We start from the raw sequence: 23,680 nt of genomic DNA on the forward strand, positions 1-23,680 counted from the left end.
GGGGGCAATCACTTCATCGATGACGACGACTGGTACTGGGTTGATTTTTATCAAACTGATGGCCACGACCTCCTGAGCTTTTGGGGGGTTTAGGGGGAAATGACTTTTTGACTCCCTTTCCGATAGGAAGACTCCCAAACACACGTTCAAACTCATTGGCATACATTGTATAGAGTGTTTTATCCATCCCTCCCCAGAAATTCCCCATTCCAACCTGAAACTCTATACCTTTATAGTCGTATAATGTGAAACTCGTTTTCCCTACCGCCACTCCAGCAGAATATGAAGAGTTTTTATAGCGAGTTCGTGACTGCCCATGTTGTATGGCTGCAAGAGGTAAATCACCATCTCGAAGAATCATCGTTGTGAAGCGACGTTTAGGCATTGATTGTCGAAAAGTATACATGGCATTTTCACAACTTGAACATAATTTAGCCTTTTGGGATATGATTAAATTACTTATGTTAAAACTATCATGAGCCGTTAATGTTCTTATTAATGCCTGCTCCGCATGATTAACCGTTTCCCAGCCAGGCTCACGCTGGCGAGAAGTATTTTGATAGCTTAATTTATTTGTCGCCCATGTCTTAAACTCCTCACTTTGCGAGTCCATCTCCAAAAATTCATATAAATTAATAGCATATGTAAATTTAGATGTTTTATCTTTGTAAAATAATTGCGCCATACTAATGACTCGGTTGCGAATTAATGATGGATTTTTCGCAATTCTTTCAATTTTAGAGGATGCATTAAGCAGCTTTAATACTGTTTGCTGGAAATCAGCAAACATATCATCCTGTGTATCAAAAAGTCGAGGTGCTAACCCATGTTCATCCTGATAGGTCAATGGGTTGTTACGTACCATCCGATACAGATTTAAACCATCAATAGTTCCCGCGGGATCTGCGCTTAACCAACGCCCCACCCAAGGCTGATAATAACGACGACCATAATAATAAAGCCCTGTAATATCACGCTCTTGCCCTGAATAGCGCCGTGTTTTGTAGTTTACTTCCAATGCGCTACTTACCGCCCAAACAGCCGTTCCACCAAAGGGATAAAACTCCTCTTGGCTAATCAAGTTTCCATCCATATCGAGTTCTAAACCGCTATTGCTGGCATGCCCATTAATACTATAACGAACGGTATTATTTACCATTTTATCTGGTAGCCCAATTTCCCAATGCAATACTTGTGCTTGTACCTCACTGTCTTCCCCGATACAGATCACATGGTATTTTTCATTATGTTCAATTTGCCTAATCTCTAGGTTCGGTAAATAAACAACCTTGCTTTGTTTTTGATTATATTGTGTTATTTTTAATGCCCGCTGGCTGTCGCCATCGTAGCGGTAAAACTCATTCCCGCCAGCACCATTAACACTTTGCAGTTCTTGCCTTGATGTCCACGTTAAATTTTTTCCTTGCAAAAGCTGTTTTTGCTGTCCACTTGGCGTGAATAATGGTTCCACTTGATGAGGAAACTCAGCTAAATCTGCCAGTACTGCATGGTTACTTCGGCTGCTCGTTGTCATTTTGATTGTATAAGCTTGCTGCATCGCAGGGGCACGGTGGTGAATTTGAATTAAATTCCCGCCTTTATCATAAGAATAGGCACGGAAATACCGTGTATATACCGAATTATCAATTGATGAATGGTGAGGAAGGTAGTGACTTTGCTGGCTAATACCCGCTATTTCTCGCCCTGTCGCATGGACTAATTGATAAAGCGTGTCATATTGATATCGATGCTTGGGTTCGACTTTTTGATTCCGCCAAAAAACCTTTTTTTCTGCACTATTATAAATTGCAATCACATTGCCGACAGGATCGTAGTCGTAATGTAAACTCTGAAATAATTTATAACCCAATGAGTGATTTACTGGCCTATAGGTCTGAATAAGGATTAAGCGCTGTGTCTGCGCCTCGTATACATACTCAGTCACGGCACCATTACCATAGATCTCTCGTACTTTCTGACCGACTGCCGAATATTCAATGATCTGAGTTATTGGCTGCGTATCTTGCCCTTTAACTGTGAATGTCGTTCTGATTAACTGACCTGTAATATCATATTCTCGCTGTTGTTTATGGCCTTTTGCATCAATAATAGAAAGGCAAGCACCTGCAGCATCAAAATGTGTTTGGTGAGAAAATTTTTCGGGTGATAATGCTGTTAAATGACTATTTCCTTGCCAATCAACATTAAACTCAGCATTATCAACTTGTTGAATAAACTGCCGAGTCAATAAAGTCGGTTCCCCTTGCAGTGATACTTCCTGTGTTTGCAATAACCCTGCAGTATCAAAGTGACTAATACATTGCCCAGCTAAATTTGCCAATTGTTCGGTATGCGAATTACCTGCATATTGAAAACGCTCGCTGACTCGCCAGTTCCCTCCCTCTATTTTCTCACTGACACTTTCGAGGCGACCTAATGAATCATTAGCCTCATAGCAACACCATTTAAACGTTTTATTTGCGTCAATGCTTACCATAAGCCGCTGTTCAATATCATTCAGTTGGTAAATTTCACCGCTATCAACACCTTTGTTTAATAACGAGAACCCCATTAAATCCGCATGATAATAAAAGTTATCTTGCCCACTTTCAGACAAACGTGCATCTGCATTTTTCTGTAAAAAACCATAAATATTAAAATAATGAAATTCAAGACGCTCCTGTACATCCTGTTGAATATTAGGCTGTCGATAGTATTGAAGTGTACGAACCGTAAAGTGACGGTTATCGAATGCCGTTATTGTTGGTGTGCCCGCATGAATATTTGAAATTTGAGGCGTTATCATGTTATCTCCAATTAAGGCTAACAAAATGATAACACCATCTTGTTAACGTATTGCTTCATATCGTGAAACCATAATTGAAGTGTGCCTAAATTGTCATTGTCCATTTTTATCAGGACAGACGAAAAATGCGTAATTGACGTACAACATTCGCAAATTCGCGAGAGATTGTTTACCCTATTAACCCAAGAAGAATGCAGGGTAAAATGATGGGAAAACTATTTGAAAGCTTTAAAAATTGGCTCCATATGGAAACGGCGCTGGTATACCCCTATCCTGCGATTGATGTTCGCTTATCAAAAGGCCTTAAATTGCACATTGTAGGCAGTATTCATATGGGAACAGAAAATATGTTTCCGTTATCTGCCATATTGCTCGATAAACTGAATCAAGCGGATGCATTAATTGTTGAAGCGGATATAACCCAAGCTCAATCCCCTTTCCCTCATGAAGTTGATGAGCAGCGCCCTGTTCAGCAACGTTTGAGCGAAGAACAATACGCCTTATTTTTGCAATGTTGCCAAGAAATTCACCAGTCACCCGAAAAGTTTGATAGTCTCCCTTCATGGCAAATCGCCTTGATCCTACAGGCCACTCAAGCACAAGGGCTTGGCTTGCGCGGCCACTATGGCATCGATTATCAGCTTATTCGCAACGCTCAGACCCAACTTAAACCGATCATTGAACTTGAAGGCACTGCATCCCAAGTTGAATTGCTGCTTTCCTTACCTAATAATGGGTTAGCGCTCTTACAAGACTCATTAGTCCATTGGCGCGCAAATGCACGTTCACTGCAAACCATGATTGGTTGGTGGCTTGATTATCAACCCAATAACCACATGACTTTACCTAATACTTTCAGTAAAGATGTCTATCAAGTACTAATGGATAAACGTAATGCAGTTTGGAGTGAACAACTTAAGGCGCTTCCAGATGGCAATTATGTGGTTGCTGTTGGTGCATTACACCTATTTGGTGAAGGCAGTCTTGTTGAGTATCTGCGCCATTGTGTCAGAGATAAATAAAAGGTAAAAAAATGACTCCTGCTGTTAAATTACTTGAAAAACAAAAAATTAACTTCACATTGCACCCTTATGATCATGACCCAAATGAGAGCAACTTTGGTGATGAGGCAGTACGTAAATTAGGCTTAGATGCCAAACAAGTGTTTAAAACGTTATTAGTGGCATTAAATGGTGACCAAAAAACATTAGCTGTTGCCGTCACCCCTGTCTCAGGGCAGCTTGACTTAAAACTGGTCGCAAAAGTGTTCAAAGTGAAAAAAGTGGAAATGGCCGATCCCCAAATCGCGCAAAAGACCACTGGCTATTTATTAGGTGGCATCAGCCCATTGGGCCAAAAGAAGCGATTACCCACGGTAATCGATGACCAAGCCCAGCAATATGCAACAATGTTTATTTCAGGGGGAAAACGCGGGTTGGATATTGAATTAGCGCCAGCTGATTTAGGTAACGTACTCAATGCTACTTTTGCTGAAATTCGCAAGTAAATACGCGCATTGATAAAAAAAGCCTCATCGATATGAGGCTTTTCATATTATAAAATGAATTATTTATTGTTATAAATAATCTCACCTTTTGGTTCGTAATCTGCAGCTTTTAGTGGAGAATGTTTCTCGATATAACCTTTGAGCACTTCCGCATCCACAAAACCTGTATTCACATAGTTAGGGTGATTATCAATTTTCGGATAACCATCACCACCAATCGCATTAAAATTCAATGTTGCCATACGATAAGTTTTTGATGTATCAACAGGTTTACCATCGATTTTCACATCGCTAATCGTACCATCTTTATTCAACGTCAAGTTTACATTATAGAATTGACCATATGCCCCTGCATCGGGTTTCATATTCGCGACCGCAGTCAGGTAAGGAATGACTTCATCCCCTTTAAAATCAACGTACACTAATTCATTCGCAAAGGGTTGAACTTTCAGCACATCTTTATACGTGATATCACCGCTTTCGATAGAATCACGGACCCCCCCCCCACTCATGATGGCAAAATCAGCGCCTGCGCGCTCTTTTTGAGCTGCTAACAGAAGGTGCCCCATATTGGTTTGCACAAAGCGCACTTTGCTACGATCGCCTTCCAGTTTGCCTTCAACAGAACCCACTTTGACGCTTAATTGCTTATCACCTTTCTCTTGGTATGGCGTCAGTAATTTCATCATATCTGGGTTGTGGGCGATTTCTTGTGTGTAATAAACACGCTCACTGGTACCATCTTCTTTGGTCACTTTTTTCTTCAAGTTAATTGGAATTAACTGGTAGTGTTTTAAGGTAAATTTGCCATTTTTGAATTCAAAATCAGCACGTCCTACATATTTACCCCACTCATGGGCTTGAACAATCCATGTACCATTTTGATTATCTGGCGCACAAGGAGTCCCTGGTACATAGTCCGCTTGTTTGTAGTCTTTGTTTTCTTGGGACATACAAACGGGGTCTTGTGAGTGACCACCCACTATCATATCTAAGTAACCCGCAGGTAAACTGCGTGCCATTTCGACGTCACCTGGTGCGTTTGAACCATGTTTGCCGTCATCATAGTGCCCCATGTGGGTTGCGGCGATGATAATGTCAGGTTTTTCAGTCTGGCGCAGTTCTTCAACCACTTTTTTCGCTTCATCCGCAGGTACGCGGAATTCGACATCAGGGAAATTTGCTGGGTTACCAATACGTACAGTATCGTCTGTAGTCAGCCCCATCACTGCAATTTTTACACCTTGTTTATCAAATATTTGATAAGGTTTAAACAGACGTTTACCTGTGCTGGTTTGGTAAATATTAGCGGATAAGAATGGGAAGGTTGCCCATTTTTCTTGCTGACGTAGCGTTTCAAGCGGATTATCGAACTCATGGTTACCCAATGCCATTGCATCGTACCCGACTAAATTCATCCCTTTGAAATCAGGCTCCGCGTCTTGTAAATCAGATTCTGGAACCCCTGTATTGATATCACCACCAGAGAGTAGCAACACACTGCCACCTTGCTTCGCCACTTCATTGCGAATTTCATCAACGACGGTTTTTTGCGCTGCTAAACCGTATTCGCCGTGGTCGTTATGCCAAAAGTGACCATGGTGGTCATTTGTATGCAAAATAGTGATATTGTAGGTTTTGTCTTTTTCCCACGCGTTTGCCATCGTCGCGGGTATTAACGCTAACGATACTGTTAATGCACATGCGGATGCTTTAAATGCAAACTTCATACACTTCTCCCTGCTGGTATAGGAATTTTTATTCGTTAATATTAGATTATAGTTTGTCACTGCCCGCAGATTTATAGCATAAAAATATGAGCAAGATTTGATACCTCTTGCAGAATAAGAAATTCGTTTCATAAAAATGAGATCACCATCAAATAATTCACTGATATTATTTTTCATGTGACTTATTTATTCATTTCAATAAATTGTATTTCAGTTATATTGATAACAATTATGTAACACAGAAAGTTGATAATTATGAGTGAGCAAACCACAACCCCTAATAACGCAAATCCATCAAAACCCGTGAATAAAACAGGGAAAACCGTCTTCAGTATTCTGACAGCAATTAGTGTCTCCCATTTATTAAACGACATGATCCAATCGCTTATCTTAGCGATTTATCCTTTATTACAATCTGATTTCTCGCTGAGCTTCGCGCAAATTGGGATGATCACCCTAACGTATCAGATTACCGCATCCCTACTGCAGCCTGTTATTGGCTACTACACGGATAAACACCCTCAGCCATACTCATTACCAATTGGCATGAGCTTTACATTGACTGGGTTAATTTTATTGGCGATGGCAGAAACCTTCCCAATGATTTTATTTGCAGCCGCTTTAGTCGGGACGGGTTCTTCAGTCTTCCACCCAGAATCATCTCGTGTAGCTCGAATGGCTTCAGGTGGTCGTCACGGCCTTGCTCAGTCATTTTTCCAAGTAGGCGGTAACTTAGGGGCATCACTAGGGCCGTTGCTTGCCGCATTAATTATTGAACCTTATGGAAAAGGCAACTTAGGTTGGTTCTCCCTTGCGGCTTTGTTAGCGATTGTGATTTTACTGCAAGTCAGTAACTGGTATAAGCAGCAACATCGCGCTGCCAGTAAAAAAACCATTTCCACTGGCAACATTAAAATCTTACCTCGCAAGGCGGTTATTGGTTCGTTAGCGGTCTTACTAGTTTTGATTTTTTCTAAATACTTCTATTTGGCTAGCATTAGCAGTTATTACACCTTTTATCTTATAGAGAAGTTTGGTGTTTCTGTGCAAAATGCCCAGATTCACCTATTTGTTTTCTTATTCGCTGTTGCCGCAGGGACAATGATTGGCGGCCCTATTGGGGATAAAATAGGTCGTAAATATGTTATTTGGTTCTCAATCCTCGGTGTCGCCCCCTTTACCCTCATTTTACCGTATGCTTCGCTGTACTGGACGGGCGTGCTAACTGTAATCATTGGGATGATTTTAGCCTCTGCGTTCTCAGCTATTTTGGTGTATGCACAGGAGCTGATCCCCGGTAAAACCGGCATGGTATCAGGATTGTTCTTCGGTCTTGCATTCGGAATGGGCGGTGTTGGGGCAGCAGTTTTAGGCCATATTGCTGACCAAACCAGTATTGAGCAAGTTTATCATTATTGTGCTTTCTTGCCATTACTTGGGATTTTTACAGTATTGTTACCAAATATCGGTCATAAATAGATTTATTTTCTTATTTTACCCACACTTAATTAAAAATAAGTGTGGGTCTTTCCTACCATATTTCCTAAAAATTTCAGCTAAAAATCGCCTGATCCTAAAGTTTGTAACGATTTAGCACCTTTAGTCTGTCTTTTTTTTAAAAACATTTCATTTTTTTAAGGAAATATTTCTCAAAAAAAGTTAAAATAGAAAAACATGCAAATTGGCATTTTAAAATGAAGGCCTCATTTTAAAAGTCAACGGCATGTACCCACCTTATATTTTCATACTAACCAGAGGAGACTAAATGGAGCATTCAACGCCCTTAATCACAACCATTGTTGGTGGTCTCGCCCTTGCATATTTGTTAGGTATGATCGCACAGCGATTAAAAATCTCCCCACTTGTGGGCTACCTTGCAGCAGGTGTCCTTGCAGGCCCATTTACCCCAGGGTTTGTGGCAGATGCAGCGCTTGCACCTGAATTAGCTGAAATCGGCGTTATCTTGCTGATGTTTGGCGTGGGTTTACACTTTTCACTCAAAGATTTACTAGCCGTTAAAGCCATTGCTATTCCTGGTGCAATTGCACAAATTGCGGTAGCAACCCTATTAGGTCTCGGCCTGTCGATGTTATTTGGCTGGGGCATTTTTACTGGTATTGTCTTTGGTTTATGTCTTTCAACCGCCAGTACCGTGGTTTTATTACGCGCATTAGAAGAACGGCAACTCATTGAAAGCCAACGCGGGCAAATTGCCATTGGCTGGCTAATTGTGGAAGACTTAGCCATGGTTCTTACCCTGGTACTGCTTCCTGCCGCAGCTGCTATCATGAATACAGATGATGCAAGCTTTAGTGAGCTCGCATTAGGCCTTGCCTGGACAATTGGTAAAGTTGTTTTATTCATATTCATTATGATTGTGGTCGGTCGTAAAGTCATTCCATGGATTTTATCTCGTACCGCCTCAACAGGTTCTCGTGAGCTGTTCACCTTAGCTGTTCTCGCCCTTGCGTTAGGTATCGCTTATGCCGCTGTAGCTATCTTTGATGCTTCCTTTGCGCTGGGGGCGTTCTTCGCGGGTATGGTTCTGAACGAGTCTGAGCTGAGCCACCGTGCAGCACAAGACACCTTACCACTGCGTGATGCATTTGCGGTTCTGTTCTTCGTTTCCGTTGGTATGCTTTTCGATCCGATGGTTCTGATCCAGCAACCTCTCGGTATCTTGGCTGTTCTGGCTATCATTATTATTGGTAAGTCCGCTGCGGCCCTGGTTCTGGTCAGAATGTTTGGGCACTCACGGCGAACCGCATTAACCATCTCCGTCAGCCTTGCGCAAATTGGTGAGTTTGCGTTTATCTTAGCGGGTATGGGCCTCACCCTCGGCGTGATGGATAAAGACGCACAAAACTTGGTGTTAGCGGGTGCTATTGTCTCTATTATGCTTAACCCAGTATTATTTAGTTTGTTAGATAAATACCTTGAAAGAACAGAAACGATTGAAGAGCAACTTCTGGAAGAAACGCTGGAAGAAGAAACACAAGTACCTGTCGATATCTGTGGTCACGCCATCATCGTCGGTTATGGTCGTGTCGGAGGTATGTTAGCGGACAAACTGCGTAGACGAGAAATCCCTGTTGTCGTCGTGGAAGACACCCGTGCTCGCTTTGAGGAGCTGGCTGAAAATGGCTTCAGTGCAATCCTCGGTAATGGAGCGAATAAAGAAATCATCAGCCTTGCCCGCATTGAATGTGCTAAAACGTTATTATTAACCATTCCAAATGGTTATGAAGCAGGTGAAATCGTCGCAACCGCGAAAGAGATGAACCCTGACGTTACCGTTATTGTTCGTGCCCACTATGATGATGAAGTCAGCTTTATTAAAGAGCGCGGCGCTGATCATATCATTATAGGTGAACATGAAATTGCCAAATCCATGGCGACACTCATGTGTAATGATGTGGAAGAGTTTGGCTGTTCTATCGATGATATGCTTGATGGCGGCAACGATAAAAAAGGTGAAGGCAAAAGTTTAGATGATTATCTAAAACCGGCTCACTAACCTCCTCTCTCTATAAATACAAAAAGGAAGCCATGGCTTCCTTTTTTATCTTTTGCCTTCTTTCATCTCAGCATTTGTCTTTTACCTTCCATCCCTTATCACTCACTCTAAATAATTCCCGTTGAGGCTAGGCGGCAAGTAAACGAATCCTTAGGAGAATACATAAGTATGTGACTGAGGTGAACGCACGCAGCCAACAACGCATCAGCGTGAATTATGACGAGTGAGCGATAAATTCATCACTGGTCCAAACTGGCAACCCTTTATCTTTAAAAAACTGAATTTCAGCTGCAACACCACCACTCTTTTCCCAACCTGGTAGCGTCAGTACAATTAGCCCATCACAACGTTTTAAGAATTCCATATCAATGGATGACCATGCTACTTTTTTCCCTTCAGCGGCCAAATATTGATTAATTGGGTGCGTCATGGTGATTTGGCTATAGGTCGCAATTCCTTTTAGCGCAAGTTCTGCTGCAAATTTAGTACATTCAGCAAAACGCATTTCTACAATATTGCTATCGGGATCAGAGTAAGGGCAAGCTATAAAATAAAGGCTCATAATAATTCCTGATGTTAGTGTGTTCAAATTTTAGATACAGTTATCCCGTGAAAAATAAGTGATTATTTTCCAAGGGATAGGTTTAAATAGGTGCTACGTTAAAAACTTATTCAATATCAGCAACAATGATTTTGGTTTTTGGTCGCTTTTTATTTTCGGGTAACTTAAATTCTTTACTGGTTGTCACCAGATAATCAATATTATCCCAATTAGTGACAAAGTTAATGGCGTGCTTATTGGCCTTAGTGCCATCCGCCAGCACAATCAGTTTGTCACTGTTTTCCATCATTTTTTGGGCTATTGCTGCCTCATCCACATGCTGATCCATCACGCCATGTAATGCATGGATAGCCCCTGCACCAATCACTGCATAATCTGCAAAAAACTCGGCAATATTTTTTAACGCTATTGCGCCTAAACAGGCATTTTGCGCCGCATTAAACTGCCCTCCAATTAAAATGGTTTCAATGGATGGGTTTTCTTGCAGTGTGGTCGCTAATAATGGCGAATTAGTAATTACCGTTAAATTATCAATCAATTTAATACGTTGACTAAATTCAAACGTCGTCGTACCAAAATCAATAAATAAGGTATCGCCAGGTTTAATCAGTTCAGCTGCCTTGATGGCAATCGCTTTTTTCTCATCCACAGCAGCTTGGGCACGTTCAGTAAAATTACGTTCAAATTTTGACTGAATATTCACCGCCCCACCATGGACTTTCTTTAATAACTTTTGTGATTCCAGCTTACTGAGATCTCGACGGATTGTTTCCTGCGCGACATTAAAATGCTTTGCGAGCTCCTGCACGTACACCTGACCTTGAGTCGACAATAACTCAATGATGGTTTGATGCCGTACTTTTGAAGAGCGCCCTTCACACATAGTTTAATCCTTCTTGACCATTTAACATTTCCAGCACTATACAACAGTGATACGAATTTCAGTAGCGTCTGGTTGTATTTTTGTTAAATCGATATTTTTCAATAAAATGCGTCTTGTTGGTAAACAACGGTGCTTTTTCTCATACAAAACCGTATTCCCCGCCATGACTTTGATTGTGCCTTGCAACGCTTGTTCAACTTTAATATTGAAGTCGATACATCCTTGGGATAGCGCGTCCATATTTATACAAGCAGGAACGCTAAAGCTGATATTTGAATCTCTGCTCACAGGGATGCGCTGTACAGGCTGAATTTGCGGCTGATGGTGATTGGCTAATAAATCATTCGCAATATTCTCCCCTGTCAATAAACCTTCTTGGTAGCACTGATCCCCCATATCCGCAGGGTGCAACATATTCCCCGCCGCATAATATGCCCCATCCGAGCAGCGACTAAATTGGTCTGTTACAGGCTTCCCTGTGCTCGCATCAAATTCAAGGTGACTTTTGCGGATTAATGTATTTTCCCCCACAAATTGCCCCGTAAAAATGACCGAATCACACTCAATTTTGTGGTTTTTTCCGTTGGTTTCCACCATCACATACTCTACACGGTCAAGGCCACCAATTTCAGTGATTTTACTGTTTAAATAAACGGGTGTTCCCATCGCTTTGGCAAATAAGGTCGCGGGTTTAAATGCCAGAATGCGCTCCCCACCTTCCACCATTGCCTGCGCTTTTACACCTGCATTTTTTAATGTCCACAGGGCAGAAAAACTGACTAACTCACTTCCCACAATGACTGGGTTTCGGCACGGTTTTTTACCATTAAGGTAAACAAACTGCTGCAATGCCCCTGCGGTTAAAACACCTTGCGGGCGAAGGCCTGATACCAAACGTGGGTGACGCGGTGTTTCACGAACCCCTGTCGCTACCAAGATGCGCTTAGCGTGCATCTCAACTAACCCCTCTGCGGTAGAGACCGTCAGTTTTCCATTTGGGTGAAGCTGCGTCACGGTGCTGCGGGTAAAAATTGGGGTATCACCGAGGCTTTCCACAATTTTCGCTGCAAATTTATTACCTTTCATCGGCCGCTTAAATACCAACAAACCAAATGTTGGGTGTTGGCAATGACGAGGAACACCGCCTGCATGGGCTTCTCGCTCAAGAATAGCGATATTCTTAATGCCACGACGGCGTAGAGTATGAGCTGCGGCAACACCAGTTGGCCCTGAGCCAATGATAATCACATCATAATATAAACTCATTTTACCGCCTCCACTGCCAGTGTATGGTCAAAACGACCATTAATAATTTCCGCCACCTGACTACTGCAATAAAAGCCATTACAACGCCCCATCATAACCCGCGTTCTACGGCGCAAAGCCCCCAAGCATTCAGGCGGAATATCAGAGTCAAATGTCGCTTCGATTTCCCGTTGTGTTACCAATTCACAATGGCACACAATGCCGCCATTGCTTTTACATTGGTAATCACGTTGATGATATTCAGAAATCGAGGGCATATTCGGCCAAATAAGTTCTTCTGGCGGCAATAATTCAAATAATGGCGTGAAGTTTTCTTGGTATAACTTACCCAAGTGATTTGCGACACCCAGTGCTGATGTTAAGCCTGTAGAACGTATCCCCCCTGCACAAATCCATTGTTTTTCAGGGTAACCATTGATACGGTAATATTTTTCTTCTGTTGCAGGACGTAAGCCCGCATAAGTCGCCGTCACACTGTAATTCTGTAAAGACGGTAACATGCGAGAACCTTGGGCGATTAAATCTTCCATCACCTCTTGTTTGACTTCCGCTTTCCAACGGTCATCCTGTTCTTCGGCTGTTGGCCCTAACAGCAAATTACCGAAAATAGTTTTTGATAACAAAACACCCTTTGTGATGGCGGTTGGTACAGGTAAAATAATCGCATTGATATCCGCAGCTGCCGCTTTGTCATATACCAAAAATTGCCCTTTGCGCGGTTTTATTTGGAATGGTGATGGATGGCAAATCGACTCAACAATATCCCCGTTAATCCCTGCACAGTTAATCACTAAACGGGCAGAAAACTCACCTTTTGTTGTGGTTAAATGCCACAGTCCCGCCTTTAGCTCACCGCCTTTGACTTCACAATGAAAATGGTATTGTGCTCCGTGTTTCACGGCTTGGGTTAAATAAGATAACGGTGTACTCCACGGGTCAATCACAGCTTCACCTGGAACCGAAACCGCCGCTAAAGCACCATCTGCTAAGTGAGGTTCACGGCGGTATAATTCGTCTTTATCAATAATTGCCACATCTAATACATTATTAGTATGTGCTTGTTCAACAATGCCTGGCAGCTTACTCAGTTGTTCTTCATTCCACGCAACAACCAATGCCCCCGTTTCGAGGATCGGCAAATTCATTTTTTCTCTGATTTCAAGGAATTCGCGATACCCATCTTGCATACATTCCAGTTCTAGACTCCCTGGTGTGGCGTCAAAACCTGTATGTAATAGTGCGCTGTTGGCCTTACTCGCCCCTGACAAGATGTCACCACCTCGTTCTAGCAGCAAAGTATTTGCCCCCATCAGTGTGAATTTACGTGTCACTGCACAGCCAATGACACCACCGCCTATGACAATGACATCCCAAATTTTTTTATTATTAATATCCATGGCTGAGATCCTTTACTTAAAACTTGCACACATAAAACCACATAATTCCCACAATCACAATAATTAAAACAACATAAAGTACAACAACAAACCAAAAACTACTCACATTGTTACTTTATTGTGAGTTTTGTCACATCAGTGAAACTTATTGTGAGTTTTTTGTGGACTTTCCTTCCGATTAAACGATAGTAGGCAAAAAAAACAGACCTATTTACAACATTTATAACACTGGGAATACTGTGATGCTCAACCAACGTTATGCCGCAATCGATCAGGGAACAACGGGAACCCGAGTCGTGGTCTTCGAAGAAGGCGGGCACTATTACTCCCCGATGAGTATTCCTCATAAACAAATCACATTGAATAGTGGTTGGGTTGAACACGACCCAGAGGAAATACTCGCTAATATTATTAAGTGCTTGAATAGCTGCGAAGTCGTCGATGCTATTGGTTTATGCCATCAAGGTGAGAGCATTGTCGCTTGGGATGCTGACAGCAAACGCCCACTTTACAATGCGATCGTTTGGCAGGATTTACGGACTGAAAAAACGATTTCTCATCTCAAAGAAGCAGGATTAGAACCCGTGGTTCAGTCCAAATCAGGCTTACCACTCGACCCTTATTTCTCCGCCAGTAAAATGGGTTGGATCATGGAAAATGTGGTGGGTGCGAAAACTTTAGCAGATAAAAACAAATTACGTATTGGCACCATGGATGCCTTTTTTCTAGACCGCTTATGTGGCGTGTTTGTGACTGACTATAATTCAGCCTCTCGCACCTCTTTGCTCAATATTCACACATTAAAGTGGGATAAAGAACTGTGTGACATATTTGGCGTGCCAATTCATTGTCTTCCACCAATTAAAGACAATATTGGCGATTTTGGCGCTATCAACCTTGACGGCCACTTAACCCCTGTTACAGCGGTGATTGTTGACCAATTTGCTGGCACATTCGGTCACGGTTGCCGTGAAAAAGGCGATGCCAAAATAACCTTTGGTACAGGTGCCTTTTTGCAAGCACTCACAGGGTTTGAGATCCCACAAACTCATGAAAGTGGCTTGTTACCCACTCTGTGTTGGAAATTCCCTAATGAAGCCCCCGTTTTTGGCTTAGATGGCGGTGTGTATAACGCAGCATCCGCCATTAACTGGGCAAGAAAAATTGGGCTATTTGATCAATTCGATGAACTCAGTGATTTCAGAGCAGAACCTGCCATTAAACGCGGTTTAGCGTTTGTTCCCGCATTATCTGGCTTAGGCTGCCCATATTGGGATCGTAGCGCTGCTGGATTGTGGGCAGGCCTTTCATTAGATACCGACAAAAAAGACATGATGCAATCGGTGTTGGAGGGGATTGCCGCTCGCTCTGCCGAAGTCATTTTTGCAATGGAAAAAATTTCACCACTGGGACAATCAATCTCTGTCGATGGAGGGCTTTCTTCAAATCAGTACTTTAAGCAATTTTTAGCCAATTTATTACAAAAAAATATTGAAGCACCAGCAAACCGTGAAGTGACTGCACTTGGCGCTGCCTTATTGGCACGCAAAGGGTTAGGGCTGACTCACGATATGGCAGTTAGGCGCAATGCAACCATAACACACCCCGATGGCACCAACATGCAAGGTGTAATGGAACAGTACCGCGACATCATTGCCCGTTCCCGCCAATTAAGACACTAAAATAATAAAAGGAAACCCTACCATGGCTGAATTCGGAAATTACATTATTTATTTAATCATGTGCGGTGCCATTATTGGTGCTGTCGCCTCTATCGTTAAACCGACCAGTGATCTGGGCAAAGAATTTGTTAACGGGATTTTCTCCATTGGCCCTGTATTTCTTGCTCAAGCAGGGATCATGGCTGCCGTACCACTGCTTTCTCAGTTAATTTCTTATGTTTTAGGGCCTATATTCTCTTCTGTGGGCTCCGATGTCTCTATCGCCGCATTGTCGATCATTGCTGTTGATATGGGGGGCTACCAGCTTGCAGATGCGTTAACCACGAACCGTGATATGTGGATCACTGCGATGTTAATCGGCTATACCTCAGGCGCGACGATTGTGTATCTCATCCCTGTTGGCTTAACTATGTTAAATCGCAAAGATCACAAATACCTCGCACTCGGCGCAATGGCAGGGTTAATCTCCATTCCATTTGGTGTACTGGCTTCACTGCTATTAATCACATTCAATAATATTCCCGTTCGCGATATTATTTCAACCAATTCCCCCGCAGCACATCAACTCACCCTTGATTTTATGACCATGCTGCAATATTTGATGCCACTGTTTGTTTTCTGTTTCTTATTGGCCGCGGGCTTGAAATATCGCCCAATGCTGATGGTTACAGGCTTCTTAATCTTCGGTAAGATTATGGATGCCTTTGTCAAACTGGTTCTGGCTTTCTCGATTGTCGAGCACTTTACTGGCGTATTTACCAAAGTTTTCGGTGCGTGGGGCTTTGACCCGCTCTTTGCAGACCAAAATGAGCTGTTCCGTGCCATTGAAATAGCAGGTTATATTGGCATCATGTTGGCAGGGACATTCCCAATTTGTTACCTATTCCAACGTTATTGCAAACCGTTAGTCCGTGCATTAAGCAACCGTTTGAAACTGAGTGATACTGGGTCGTTAGGTTTTATCATGGTGATGGCAAACATTATTGCAACTTATCATTTATTCAAAGATATGCGTGCAAGAGATAAAGTTCTGTGTGTCGCATTCGGTGTCTGTGCACAAGCCACCATCGGCGATCACTTAGCCTTTACCGCCAACTTCCAACCAACGCTCGTTCTGCCTATTTTATTAGGAAAACTGGTTGGGGGCTTCTTAGCGGTATTTATCGCAATTAAAATTTCGGTTCCACAGGCATTGCGTTATGAAGAGGAAGACCAAAAAGCAGTGGATGCCGTTAAAGGTGATGCTGAGTTAGCGGTTGCCAAACAAAGTTAAATATAATTAATATTAAACAATTTAATAACTGCATTCGAAATATTGCAATTAAATAATATCGAATGCAGTTTTTTATTATTCGTCATCATCAGTGATATTATTTACGACAAATTTTGATAGTTAATTTCTGCCTATTTGTCTATGTTTTTTTACTATCGATATTAATTATTAATTTACTTATAAATTAAGCTTTATTCTTTTATTAACTTATTAATTAAATACCCATAATGGAGTATATAAAAACACATTAATGCTCTTTCTGATATTAATGTGTTTTTATATTAAACATATCCAAACTGGACGAATTATAACCTAATCATTAACGTTCCCAATAAGACTCTTCTAAACTGTCTTCTTTTTCAGGAAGCCCACGAGTTAGCCGAGGGGAATGCTGGGTTAACACTTGATAACTAACCCGATTTGCATACTTACAAACTTGAGCCAATGAGGAATAGGTTAAATATTGGCGCTCATGTTTGCTGGAATTAGGCACATTTGAACGATGGTAAGAATTCGCTGTAATATCATGCAGTAATGCAGATAAAGCCCCGTCTCCAGCACCATTCGTGTTCATAATTTTCTCAGGGCCACCCATATACGGTTCAATATGCGAAAATATACGCAGTGGTACTTTGCAATCTTGCTGGCGCATTGCACGGCTAAATTCATATAAATTGAATTCTGCAATCGCACCAGGCAACAATGGGTGCTGAGTCGTCCGTTTGTAGCTCTCTTCTGTATATCCTGCCATATATAGCCCTGATGGGCCCGCCGTGCAGAGCACCAAATCAACCCAGTCTAGAGCCATATTAGAGGCTAATAACGGGTCACTTAGACCTGTCAACTCTTGCGCTTCATCTTCATTCATCGCAACGACCGAAATATGCTCAGCAAGGAAGTCACGCCAAAATTGCGGATCTTGAGCAATCACAAATTTAGTTCCCAATGTGAGCACCACAGGAACATTGTGTTTTTTCGCATAGGCTATGGCTTGCATTGTGGCATCAGGCATGGTTTCACCGGGTTTGCAACGCACCAAATACGCCGTTAAAACTAACGCAGACGCCCCAGCGATAATCTCTTCAGGAATACTCATTGGATGCAGGCGATTCATATGCCCAGGGCTAATGGCAAATGTCCGTTCACCATTTTCGGTAATCAATGTGAAACAACGACCAATTGGACCATCAACACCTTGCAGATAGTTCAGATCCATACGGCTTGAGGTATGGCACAGGTAGCGATAAGCATAACTTCCTATTTGGATATTATTACACATCGTCCCTAATAATACCGACCTATCATCTGCTAACACTGAGTAGTTATGCAGCGTGTTACCGATGGTGCCACCCGCAAATTCATGCGTAATCAACGCATTGTCAGTCAACTCTTTATACAACGCCTCAGCAGCATCATCTTCAATAACCAATGAATGCCCTTTACTGAGCTGATAACGTTGAATAAAATCATCATCTACTTTCGCTTCAATATCGACGAGAGTTTGATCTATCCCCACAATATAGGATTTACAATTCTCATCATCAGCCAACGTCTCTTTTAATGGCTGTAAAAGTGGATCTCTGAGACTAACAGGGAAATAATGTTTTGACTTGCGTTGACCGGGGAATTTCATAAGTAAGAAGATTAACAATGGAACATCACGCTATTCTAGCACGATAAAATAAAGCCATCACCTTCAAAGAAAGTACTGGCCTCATTGTTTGTCTTTTGTAAGGTTAGCTTATTGATTTTGCATTTTATAATCGCGATAAAGCTCACGGCTTAATACAAATGCACAACTTAAAATTAAGCCTAAAATGGCGCTTAACGCCACAATCAATGCTGATTTAGGTGATTCTTTATTCAATGGCAAATCAGGTTGTAATATAAAAGTGACTGGCGTAAAAGCCAATTCCTTACTCTTCAATTCAGTGATTTCATTGATATAAATCTGGCGATTTTGCAAATTTTCACTCATCAAGGCTAAATCACGGTTTTGTGTCTCAATCAGTAATTTCTTTTCTAACGCCTCAGCTCCCAACGCAATAGGATAGTCTGGGTCATCATTAATCGCTTGAGAATCACTGGCTATAGGCTTTTCAATCCCTGCTGCTTTAGCAATATCCACTGCACGTTTTAACCTTTCAACTTTAACGTCATACTCAGTTTGAATTTTGCTCACTTCACGCTTAAGTGATTCAGTGGCAAAAATAAGTTGCTGTGAGATCGTATTATCAATTTCGTTTTTAATCTGACTTCTCACTTTAGATGCGCTATAGCGGATATAGCCATCCAATAAATCTTGGGCTTCTGTTGGCTGTGATGCCGTAAATTTTAAAATAATATCGTTAGAGGTACTGTTTTTCTCTTTAGATTGGTCTTGAATTTGAATATCGTTATTGATGATTTGATTCACTAAACGTTGCTGTGCCACCACATCATCTTTAGGATCAACATTTTGTGCAAGTTTATGATAGTACTGGGTACTTCTAACATAGTCGCTTTGATTAACTTTAGAACGATATTGGTCTATAAAGGCATTAAAAATACGTTGAGAAGTTAAATCGATAGGTATTTCAAGTACATCCAGTTGAGCTTTTAGTGCATTAACTTCTTTCATGCTTTCGGAGGTTGGCGGAATGACAATGGCCGTGCTGCTCCACTTTTGAGGTAAAAGCTTGACAATCCCAGCACTCAACGCAATACATAAAGCCGTAAAAATGGTAATCAATAATTTATTTTTTAATAAAACACTCAATAATGCCATGAGATCAATTTCATCACTCTGCTGAATATGAAATTGATGAGCAGAATTTGACTTCTGCTCAATACTTTTTCGTGGCGGCTGCTCATTGCTCATATTAATTCCAAAAGACATAACATTTCTTTAATAGTTTTTAATTTAAGATAAGTTATTATAGTCTATATTTGAAATTTTGATATATCGATTAATGAACTTTTTAGTATCAATTTAAGCGATCACTGATTTAATTCATCTTGAATAATTAAATTAATCATGCGAATACTATTTAGATTATCATTTAACGCCGCTATGTAATTATATTTACTACCCCCACTACTGATAAAGAATTCTTTATTTTGTTCGCTAATTTCTTCTAATGTTTCCAAACAATCAACAGAGAAGCCAGGGCAAATGACCTGAACAGAGTTTACCCCTTGTGATGGTAATTCATGCATGGTTTTATCCATGTATGGCATCAACCAAGGTTCACGACCAAAACGTGACTGATAAGTGAGCAACACTTTTTCACTTGGGTAATTCAGCGCCTCTCGAAGCGCCTGAGCCGTTTGTTCGCATTCTTGCTGATAGATATCCCCTGTATCACAATAACGCTGTGGGATACCGTGGAACGACAATACCAGCCTATCAGGTTCACCATGTACTGCAAAGCTCTCTTCAATTGATGCTACTAATGCTTGAATATAAGCAGGGTGAGTTGCATAACTGCGAATAAAACGGACTGACGGAATGGTACGCCTACCTTGAAAAGCTCTCGTTACAGCATCATACACAGCAGCAGTTGTTGTGCAGGAGTATTGTGGATATAACGGTAAAACAACTAAATCATTAACGCCTTGCTCCATTAAACTATCAACAGCACTTTTAATGGAAGGCGAACCATAGCTCATCCCTATTTCTACGGGGGTGTTTGGCATCAACTCTGCCAGCTTTTGTTTTTGACGCAATGAATACACCAATAAAGGTGAGCCATCATCAAGCCAAATTGACTGATAGAGCTTAGCCACTTTAGATGAGCGCAGCGGTAGAATGGCTCCATGTAAAATGGGTTTCCAAATCAAACGAGGTACATCAATAACGCGCTTATCACTAAGAAACTCGGCTAAATAACGTCTAACAGCTGAAGTTGTTGGGGCATCAGGGGTTCCTAAGTTCGCTAACAGAATGCCGGTTTTTTTTTCTGACATGAAACAGCTCCTAATTGATAATCATTCCCAACTTTATCACAATTAAATAACGATTTTTGTCACCAAGTGGTATAAAAAAGAAAGGCAGCGATATTCGCTGCCTTCATATAATACATTCATACTCTAAATAATTCGAATTACAGTTATCAATACTGTAATTTAGCGCATGATACGTACAAATATTAACCTAAAATTTTCGCTAACTCTGCGCTAACTTCTGCGACTTTACGAGTACCGTCTAATTTAAAGTATTTAGTGTTACCCGCTTTCGCTTCGTTTTGATAATAAGCAATCAATGGCGCAGTGAGTGCATGGTATTCAACCAGACGCTTACGAACCGTGTCTTCTTGGTCATCTTTACGGATAGTCAGCTCTTCACCTGTCACGTCATCTTTGCCTTCCACTTTTGGTGGATTGAAGTTGACGTGGTAAACACGACCTGATGGTGCGTGAACACGGCGACCGATAATACGCTCAACAATGATTTCGTCTGGTACGTCAAACTCAAGTACGTTATCAACAGTAATGCCCGCTTCTTTCATCGCATCCGCTTGTGGAATTGTGCGAGGGAACCCATCCAACAAGAAGCCGTTACGGCAGTCATCTTGTTTGATGCGCTCATTAACCAGTGCGATAACAAGTTCATCCGTCACTAATTTGCCGTTATCCATCAGCTCTTTAGCTTGTAAACCTAACTCGCTCCCTGATTTAACAGCTGCACGTAACATGTCACCTGTTGAAATTTGTGGGATCCCAAACTTCTCCATAATAAATTGAGCTTGAGTGCCCTTACCAGCGCCCGGAGCGCCCAGCAGAATGATACGCATTGCGTAAACCCCTTGCTATTTAGTTTTTTATAATTTGAAAAGAAAACACGCTACCATACCATTAGCATGGCGCTTTACTCAAGAACACACGTAAACGTTTTCGCATTTATCTTTTTTCGCAAAAGAAAAAAACCACGCTAAAGCACAAGCAAAAGCGCGGTTTATGTTCAGAAACGAAAATACAATTTCACATTACTTTAGAAGTAATTCATTGATTTTTCGTATAAATAGATTTGGATCTTCTAACGTCCCGCGTTCTGCCAATAAGGCTTGATCCAGCAGGACATCTACCCAGTCAGCAAAAACAGACTCATCTGAGACTTCAGACGCTTTTTTCACCAGTGGGTGTGCAGGGTTTAGCTCAAAGTTATATTTCACCTCTGGTGCTGCTTGCCCCGCCGCCGCAAATAATTTCGCCATTTGCGTACTCATTTCATCCGCGTTGGTGGTAACAATCGCTGGAGTGTCGGTTAAGCGGTGCGTTAATTTCACCTCTTTAACACGCTCACCTAAGAAGGTTTTCACGCGCTCAACAAATGGTTCAAGCTGTTTGTCTGCTTCTTCTTGTTCTGCTTTGTTTTCATCGGCAAGTTTATCCAATGATTCATCTGCTTTACTGACTGATTGGAACTGTTTACCGTCAAACTCAGACAAGTAGTTCATCATCCATTCGTCAATGCGGTCGGATAACAGCAGGACTTCGATACCTTTTTTGCGGAACAATTCCAGATGTGGGCTACCTTTCGCTGCTGCGTAGCTGTCTGCGGTGATGTAATAAATTTTGTCCTGACCTTCCACCATACGGCTAACATACTCTTCCAACGACACGTTTTGTTCGCTGCTATCGGTATGTGTTGTGGCAAAACGCAGAAGTTTCGCGATTATTTCGCTGTTCGCCATATCTTCAGCAGGGCCTTCTTTCATCACAAGACCAAATTGCTGCCAGAAGGTTTGATATTTTTCTGTATCTGATTTTGCCAGTTTTTCGAGCATTTGCAGAACGCGTTTCGTTAATGCACTGCGTAAACTGCGAGTCAGCGCGCTATCTTGTAAGATTTCACGCGATACGTTCAGTGGCAAATCATTGGAGTCCAAGACACCGCGGACAAAACGCAGATAATTAGGCATAAACTGCTCTGCATCATCCATAATGAATACACGCTGAACGTACAGTTTTAAGCCATGTTGTTGGTCACGATTCCACAAATCAAACGGCGCTTGAGAAGGCACATACAGCAAACTGGTGTACTCTTGCTTACCTTCAACACGGTTGTGAGTCCACGTTAGTGGATCAGCATAATCGTGGGAAATATGTTTATAGAATTCAACATATTCCTCGTCTGATATTTCAGATTTGCTACGTGTCCATAGGGCTTTCGCTTGGTTGATTTTTTCCCAAGTGACTGTGCCGTCTTCTTCGTTTTTATCTTCGATTTCAACAGGCAAGGCAATATGGTCTGAATATTTACTGATAACTGACCGTAAGCGCCAGTTATCGAGGAATTCTTTTTCGTCATCGCGTAGATGTAAGGTGATTTCAGTCCCACGCTCCGCTTTTTCAATATCCGCGATGGTGTATTCACCCTCACCCGCGGATTCCCAGAAAACGCCTTCATCAGCTGGCGCACCCGCAGCACGGCTGCGTACAGTGACTTTATCCGCCACAATAAACGCGGAGTAGAAGCCCACACCAAACTGGCCAATCATTTGGCTGTCTTTGGCTTGGTCGCTACCGAGAGTTTCTAGGAATGCTTTTGTACCCGATTTTGCGATTGTCCCAAGGTTGTCAATCACCTCGTCACGGCTCATCCCGATACCGTTGTCGCTGATAGTTAGCGTGCCTTTATCTTTATCGGCGCTGATGCGTACACGTAATTCACCCTCATTTTCGTACAGCTCTGGCTTAGATAGCGCACGAAAACGCAGTTTATCTGCCGCATCAGATGCGTTAGAGATAAGCTCACGCAGGAAAATTTCTTTATTGGAATAAAGAGAGTGGATCATTAATTGGAGGAGTTGTTTAACTTCTGATTGGAAACCACGCGTTTCCTGTCCTTTCATACTCATTAATCGCCTCTATTTCATCAATCTAATTGGATAGGTTTGACTTACCGATGCAGATTAGTTGGGGGCGAAAAACAGAAATTCAAGCGAAAAAGACAAAAATTTTTATCAAATAAAAACCTAAAACCAATGATTAAAAAGGAAATAATAACAACATAAATTATTTTGAAGGAAACCAAGAAGGAGATCTTTTTACCACCTCCCAGTATATCCTCTAA

General features: G+C 41.7%; 17 protein-coding genes. 6 read left to right on the forward strand and 11 right to left on the reverse strand.

The window, feature by feature from the left end; all coding sequences use genetic code 11:
• Positions 1 to 13: 13 nt before the first annotated feature.
• Positions 14 to 2,806, reverse strand: a complete 2,793-nt coding sequence (locus AABS66_RS12790; RefSeq protein ID WP_430224997.1) for an RHS repeat-associated core domain-containing protein — start codon at positions 2,804 to 2,806, stop codon at positions 14 to 16.
• Between the two features lie 206 nt (positions 2,807 to 3,012).
• Here AABS66_RS12790 and AABS66_RS12795 point away from each other — a divergent pair, with 206 nt between their 5' ends.
• Positions 3,013 to 3,828: a TraB/GumN family protein gene (locus tag AABS66_RS12795; protein WP_272539511.1), complete on the forward strand. Its 816-nt coding sequence runs from the start codon at positions 3,013 to 3,015 to the stop codon at positions 3,826 to 3,828.
• A gap of 11 nt (positions 3,829 to 3,839) precedes the next feature.
• Complete coding sequence (gene ybaK, locus AABS66_RS12800) at positions 3,840 to 4,313, forward strand: Cys-tRNA(Pro)/Cys-tRNA(Cys) deacylase YbaK (RefSeq protein WP_206082916.1); 474 nt, start codon at positions 3,840 to 3,842, stop codon at positions 4,311 to 4,313.
• Between the two features lie 59 nt (positions 4,314 to 4,372).
• Here the strand turns inward: ybaK and ushA are convergent, their stop codons facing one another.
• A complete protein-coding gene (ushA, locus tag AABS66_RS12805) occupies positions 4,373 to 6,043 on the reverse strand; it encodes a bifunctional UDP-sugar hydrolase/5'-nucleotidase UshA (protein WP_206082917.1) in 1,671 nt (556 codons plus the stop codon).
• A gap of 255 nt (positions 6,044 to 6,298) precedes the next feature.
• Between ushA and AABS66_RS12810 the strand changes: the two genes are divergently transcribed.
• Positions 6,299 to 7,522 carry an MFS transporter gene (locus AABS66_RS12810; protein WP_241016788.1) on the forward strand — a complete coding sequence of 408 codons (1,224 nt, stop codon included), beginning with the start codon at positions 6,299 to 6,301 and terminating at the stop codon, positions 7,520 to 7,522.
• A 286-nt stretch (positions 7,523 to 7,808) separates the two neighbouring features.
• Positions 7,809 to 9,560, forward strand: coding sequence for a YbaL family putative K(+) efflux transporter (gene ybaL / locus AABS66_RS12815; RefSeq protein ID WP_206082918.1), 1,752 nt, complete (start codon positions 7,809 to 7,811; stop codon positions 9,558 to 9,560).
• Between the two features lie 214 nt (positions 9,561 to 9,774).
• Here the strand turns inward: ybaL and AABS66_RS12820 are convergent, their stop codons facing one another.
• The 4 genes from AABS66_RS12820 to AABS66_RS12835 all read right to left on the reverse strand — a co-directional run bounded on the left by AABS66_RS12820 (position 9,775) and on the right by AABS66_RS12835 (position 13,668).
• Entirely contained in the window at positions 9,775 to 10,122 is a 348-nt protein-coding gene (locus AABS66_RS12820; protein WP_206082919.1) for a DUF1937 family protein, read from the reverse strand.
• A gap of 106 nt (positions 10,123 to 10,228) precedes the next feature.
• Positions 10,229 to 11,005 carry a DeoR/GlpR family DNA-binding transcription regulator gene (locus AABS66_RS12825; protein WP_206082920.1) on the reverse strand — a complete coding sequence of 259 codons (777 nt, stop codon included), beginning with the start codon at positions 11,003 to 11,005 and terminating at the stop codon, positions 10,229 to 10,231.
• Between the two features lie 36 nt (positions 11,006 to 11,041).
• Complete coding sequence (locus AABS66_RS12830; protein WP_430224998.1) at positions 11,042 to 12,271, reverse strand: NAD(P)/FAD-dependent oxidoreductase; 1,230 nt, start codon at positions 12,269 to 12,271, stop codon at positions 11,042 to 11,044.
• Positions 12,268 to 13,668: an NAD(P)/FAD-dependent oxidoreductase gene (locus AABS66_RS12835; protein WP_272681251.1), complete on the reverse strand. Its 1,401-nt coding sequence runs from the start codon at positions 13,666 to 13,668 to the stop codon at positions 12,268 to 12,270. The genes AABS66_RS12830 and AABS66_RS12835 overlap by 4 nt, the downstream gene beginning before the upstream one ends.
• 242 nt (positions 13,669 to 13,910) lie before the next feature.
• On the opposite strand from AABS66_RS12835, the gene AABS66_RS12840 reads away from it, so the two are divergent.
• The gene (locus AABS66_RS12840) at positions 13,911 to 15,350 is read left to right on the forward strand and encodes an FGGY family carbohydrate kinase (protein WP_206082923.1); all 1,440 of its coding nucleotides are present in this window, start codon (positions 13,911 to 13,913) and stop codon (positions 15,348 to 15,350) included.
• 22 nt (positions 15,351 to 15,372) lie between these two features.
• Entirely contained in the window at positions 15,373 to 16,623 is a 1,251-nt protein-coding gene (eutH, locus tag AABS66_RS12845; protein ID WP_206082924.1) for an ethanolamine utilization protein EutH, read from the forward strand.
• 319 nt (positions 16,624 to 16,942) lie between these two features.
• Here the strand turns inward: eutH and AABS66_RS12850 are convergent, their stop codons facing one another.
• The 5 genes from AABS66_RS12850 to htpG form a co-directional block, all read right to left on the reverse strand.
• On the reverse strand, positions 16,943 to 18,256 hold the full coding sequence (locus AABS66_RS12850; RefSeq protein ID WP_206082925.1) for an inosine/guanosine kinase: 1,314 nt from the start codon (positions 18,254 to 18,256) through the stop codon (positions 16,943 to 16,945).
• 108 nt (positions 18,257 to 18,364) lie between these two features.
• Positions 18,365 to 19,483 carry an LPS O-antigen length regulator Wzz(fepE) gene (gene wzz(fepE) / locus AABS66_RS12855; protein ID WP_241016789.1) on the reverse strand — a complete coding sequence of 373 codons (1,119 nt, stop codon included), beginning with the start codon at positions 19,481 to 19,483 and terminating at the stop codon, positions 18,365 to 18,367.
• A gap of 119 nt (positions 19,484 to 19,602) precedes the next feature.
• A complete protein-coding gene (gene hemH / locus AABS66_RS12860) occupies positions 19,603 to 20,571 on the reverse strand; it encodes a ferrochelatase (RefSeq protein WP_206082927.1) in 969 nt (322 codons plus the stop codon).
• A gap of 182 nt (positions 20,572 to 20,753) precedes the next feature.
• Positions 20,754 to 21,398: an adenylate kinase gene (adk, locus tag AABS66_RS12865; protein WP_206082928.1), complete on the reverse strand. Its 645-nt coding sequence runs from the start codon at positions 21,396 to 21,398 to the stop codon at positions 20,754 to 20,756.
• Positions 21,399 to 21,590: 192 nt separating this feature from the next.
• Positions 21,591 to 23,465 carry a molecular chaperone HtpG gene (gene htpG, locus AABS66_RS12870; RefSeq protein WP_206082929.1) on the reverse strand — a complete coding sequence of 625 codons (1,875 nt, stop codon included), beginning with the start codon at positions 23,463 to 23,465 and terminating at the stop codon, positions 21,591 to 21,593.
• Positions 23,466 to 23,680: the final 215 nt, after the last annotated feature.

It is taken from the genome of Providencia sp. SP181, assembly GCF_050446505.1.
GTDB lineage: Bacteria > Pseudomonadota > Gammaproteobacteria > Enterobacterales > Enterobacteriaceae > Providencia > Providencia vermicola.

Bases quoted from the DNA above. Each gene is read 5' to 3' on its own strand.
- AABS66_RS12790 (WP_430224997.1), bottom strand. From the start codon at position 2,806: ATGATAACGCCTCAAATTTCAAATATTCATGCGGGCACACCAACAATA.
- AABS66_RS12795 (WP_272539511.1), top strand. From the start codon at position 3,013: ATGGGAAAACTATTTGAAAGCTTTAAAAATTGGCTCCATATGGAAACG.
- ybaK (WP_206082916.1), top strand. From the start codon at position 3,840: ATGACTCCTGCTGTTAAATTACTTGAAAAACAAAAAATTAACTTCACA.
- ushA (WP_206082917.1), bottom strand. From the start codon at position 6,043: ATGAAGTTTGCATTTAAAGCATCCGCATGTGCATTAACAGTATCGTTA.
- AABS66_RS12810 (WP_241016788.1), top strand. From the start codon at position 6,299: ATGAGTGAGCAAACCACAACCCCTAATAACGCAAATCCATCAAAACCC.
- ybaL (WP_206082918.1), top strand. From the start codon at position 7,809: ATGGAGCATTCAACGCCCTTAATCACAACCATTGTTGGTGGTCTCGCC.
- AABS66_RS12820 (WP_206082919.1), bottom strand. From the start codon at position 10,122: ATGAGCCTTTATTTTATAGCTTGCCCTTACTCTGATCCCGATAGCAAT.
- AABS66_RS12825 (WP_206082920.1), bottom strand. From the start codon at position 11,005: ATGTGTGAAGGGCGCTCTTCAAAAGTACGGCATCAAACCATCATTGAG.
- AABS66_RS12830 (WP_430224998.1), bottom strand. From the start codon at position 12,271: ATGAGTTTATATTATGATGTGATTATCATTGGCTCAGGGCCAACTGGT.
- AABS66_RS12835 (WP_272681251.1), bottom strand. From the start codon at position 13,668: ATGGATATTAATAATAAAAAAATTTGGGATGTCATTGTCATAGGCGGT.
- AABS66_RS12840 (WP_206082923.1), top strand. From the start codon at position 13,911: ATGCTCAACCAACGTTATGCCGCAATCGATCAGGGAACAACGGGAACC.
- eutH (WP_206082924.1), top strand. From the start codon at position 15,373: ATGGCTGAATTCGGAAATTACATTATTTATTTAATCATGTGCGGTGCC.
- AABS66_RS12850 (WP_206082925.1), bottom strand. From the start codon at position 18,256: ATGAAATTCCCCGGTCAACGCAAGTCAAAACATTATTTCCCTGTTAGT.
- hemH (WP_206082927.1), bottom strand. From the start codon at position 20,571: ATGTCAGAAAAAAAAACCGGCATTCTGTTAGCGAACTTAGGAACCCCT.
- adk (WP_206082928.1), bottom strand. From the start codon at position 21,398: ATGCGTATCATTCTGCTGGGCGCTCCGGGCGCTGGTAAGGGCACTCAA.
- htpG (WP_206082929.1), bottom strand. From the start codon at position 23,465: ATGAGTATGAAAGGACAGGAAACGCGTGGTTTCCAATCAGAAGTTAAA.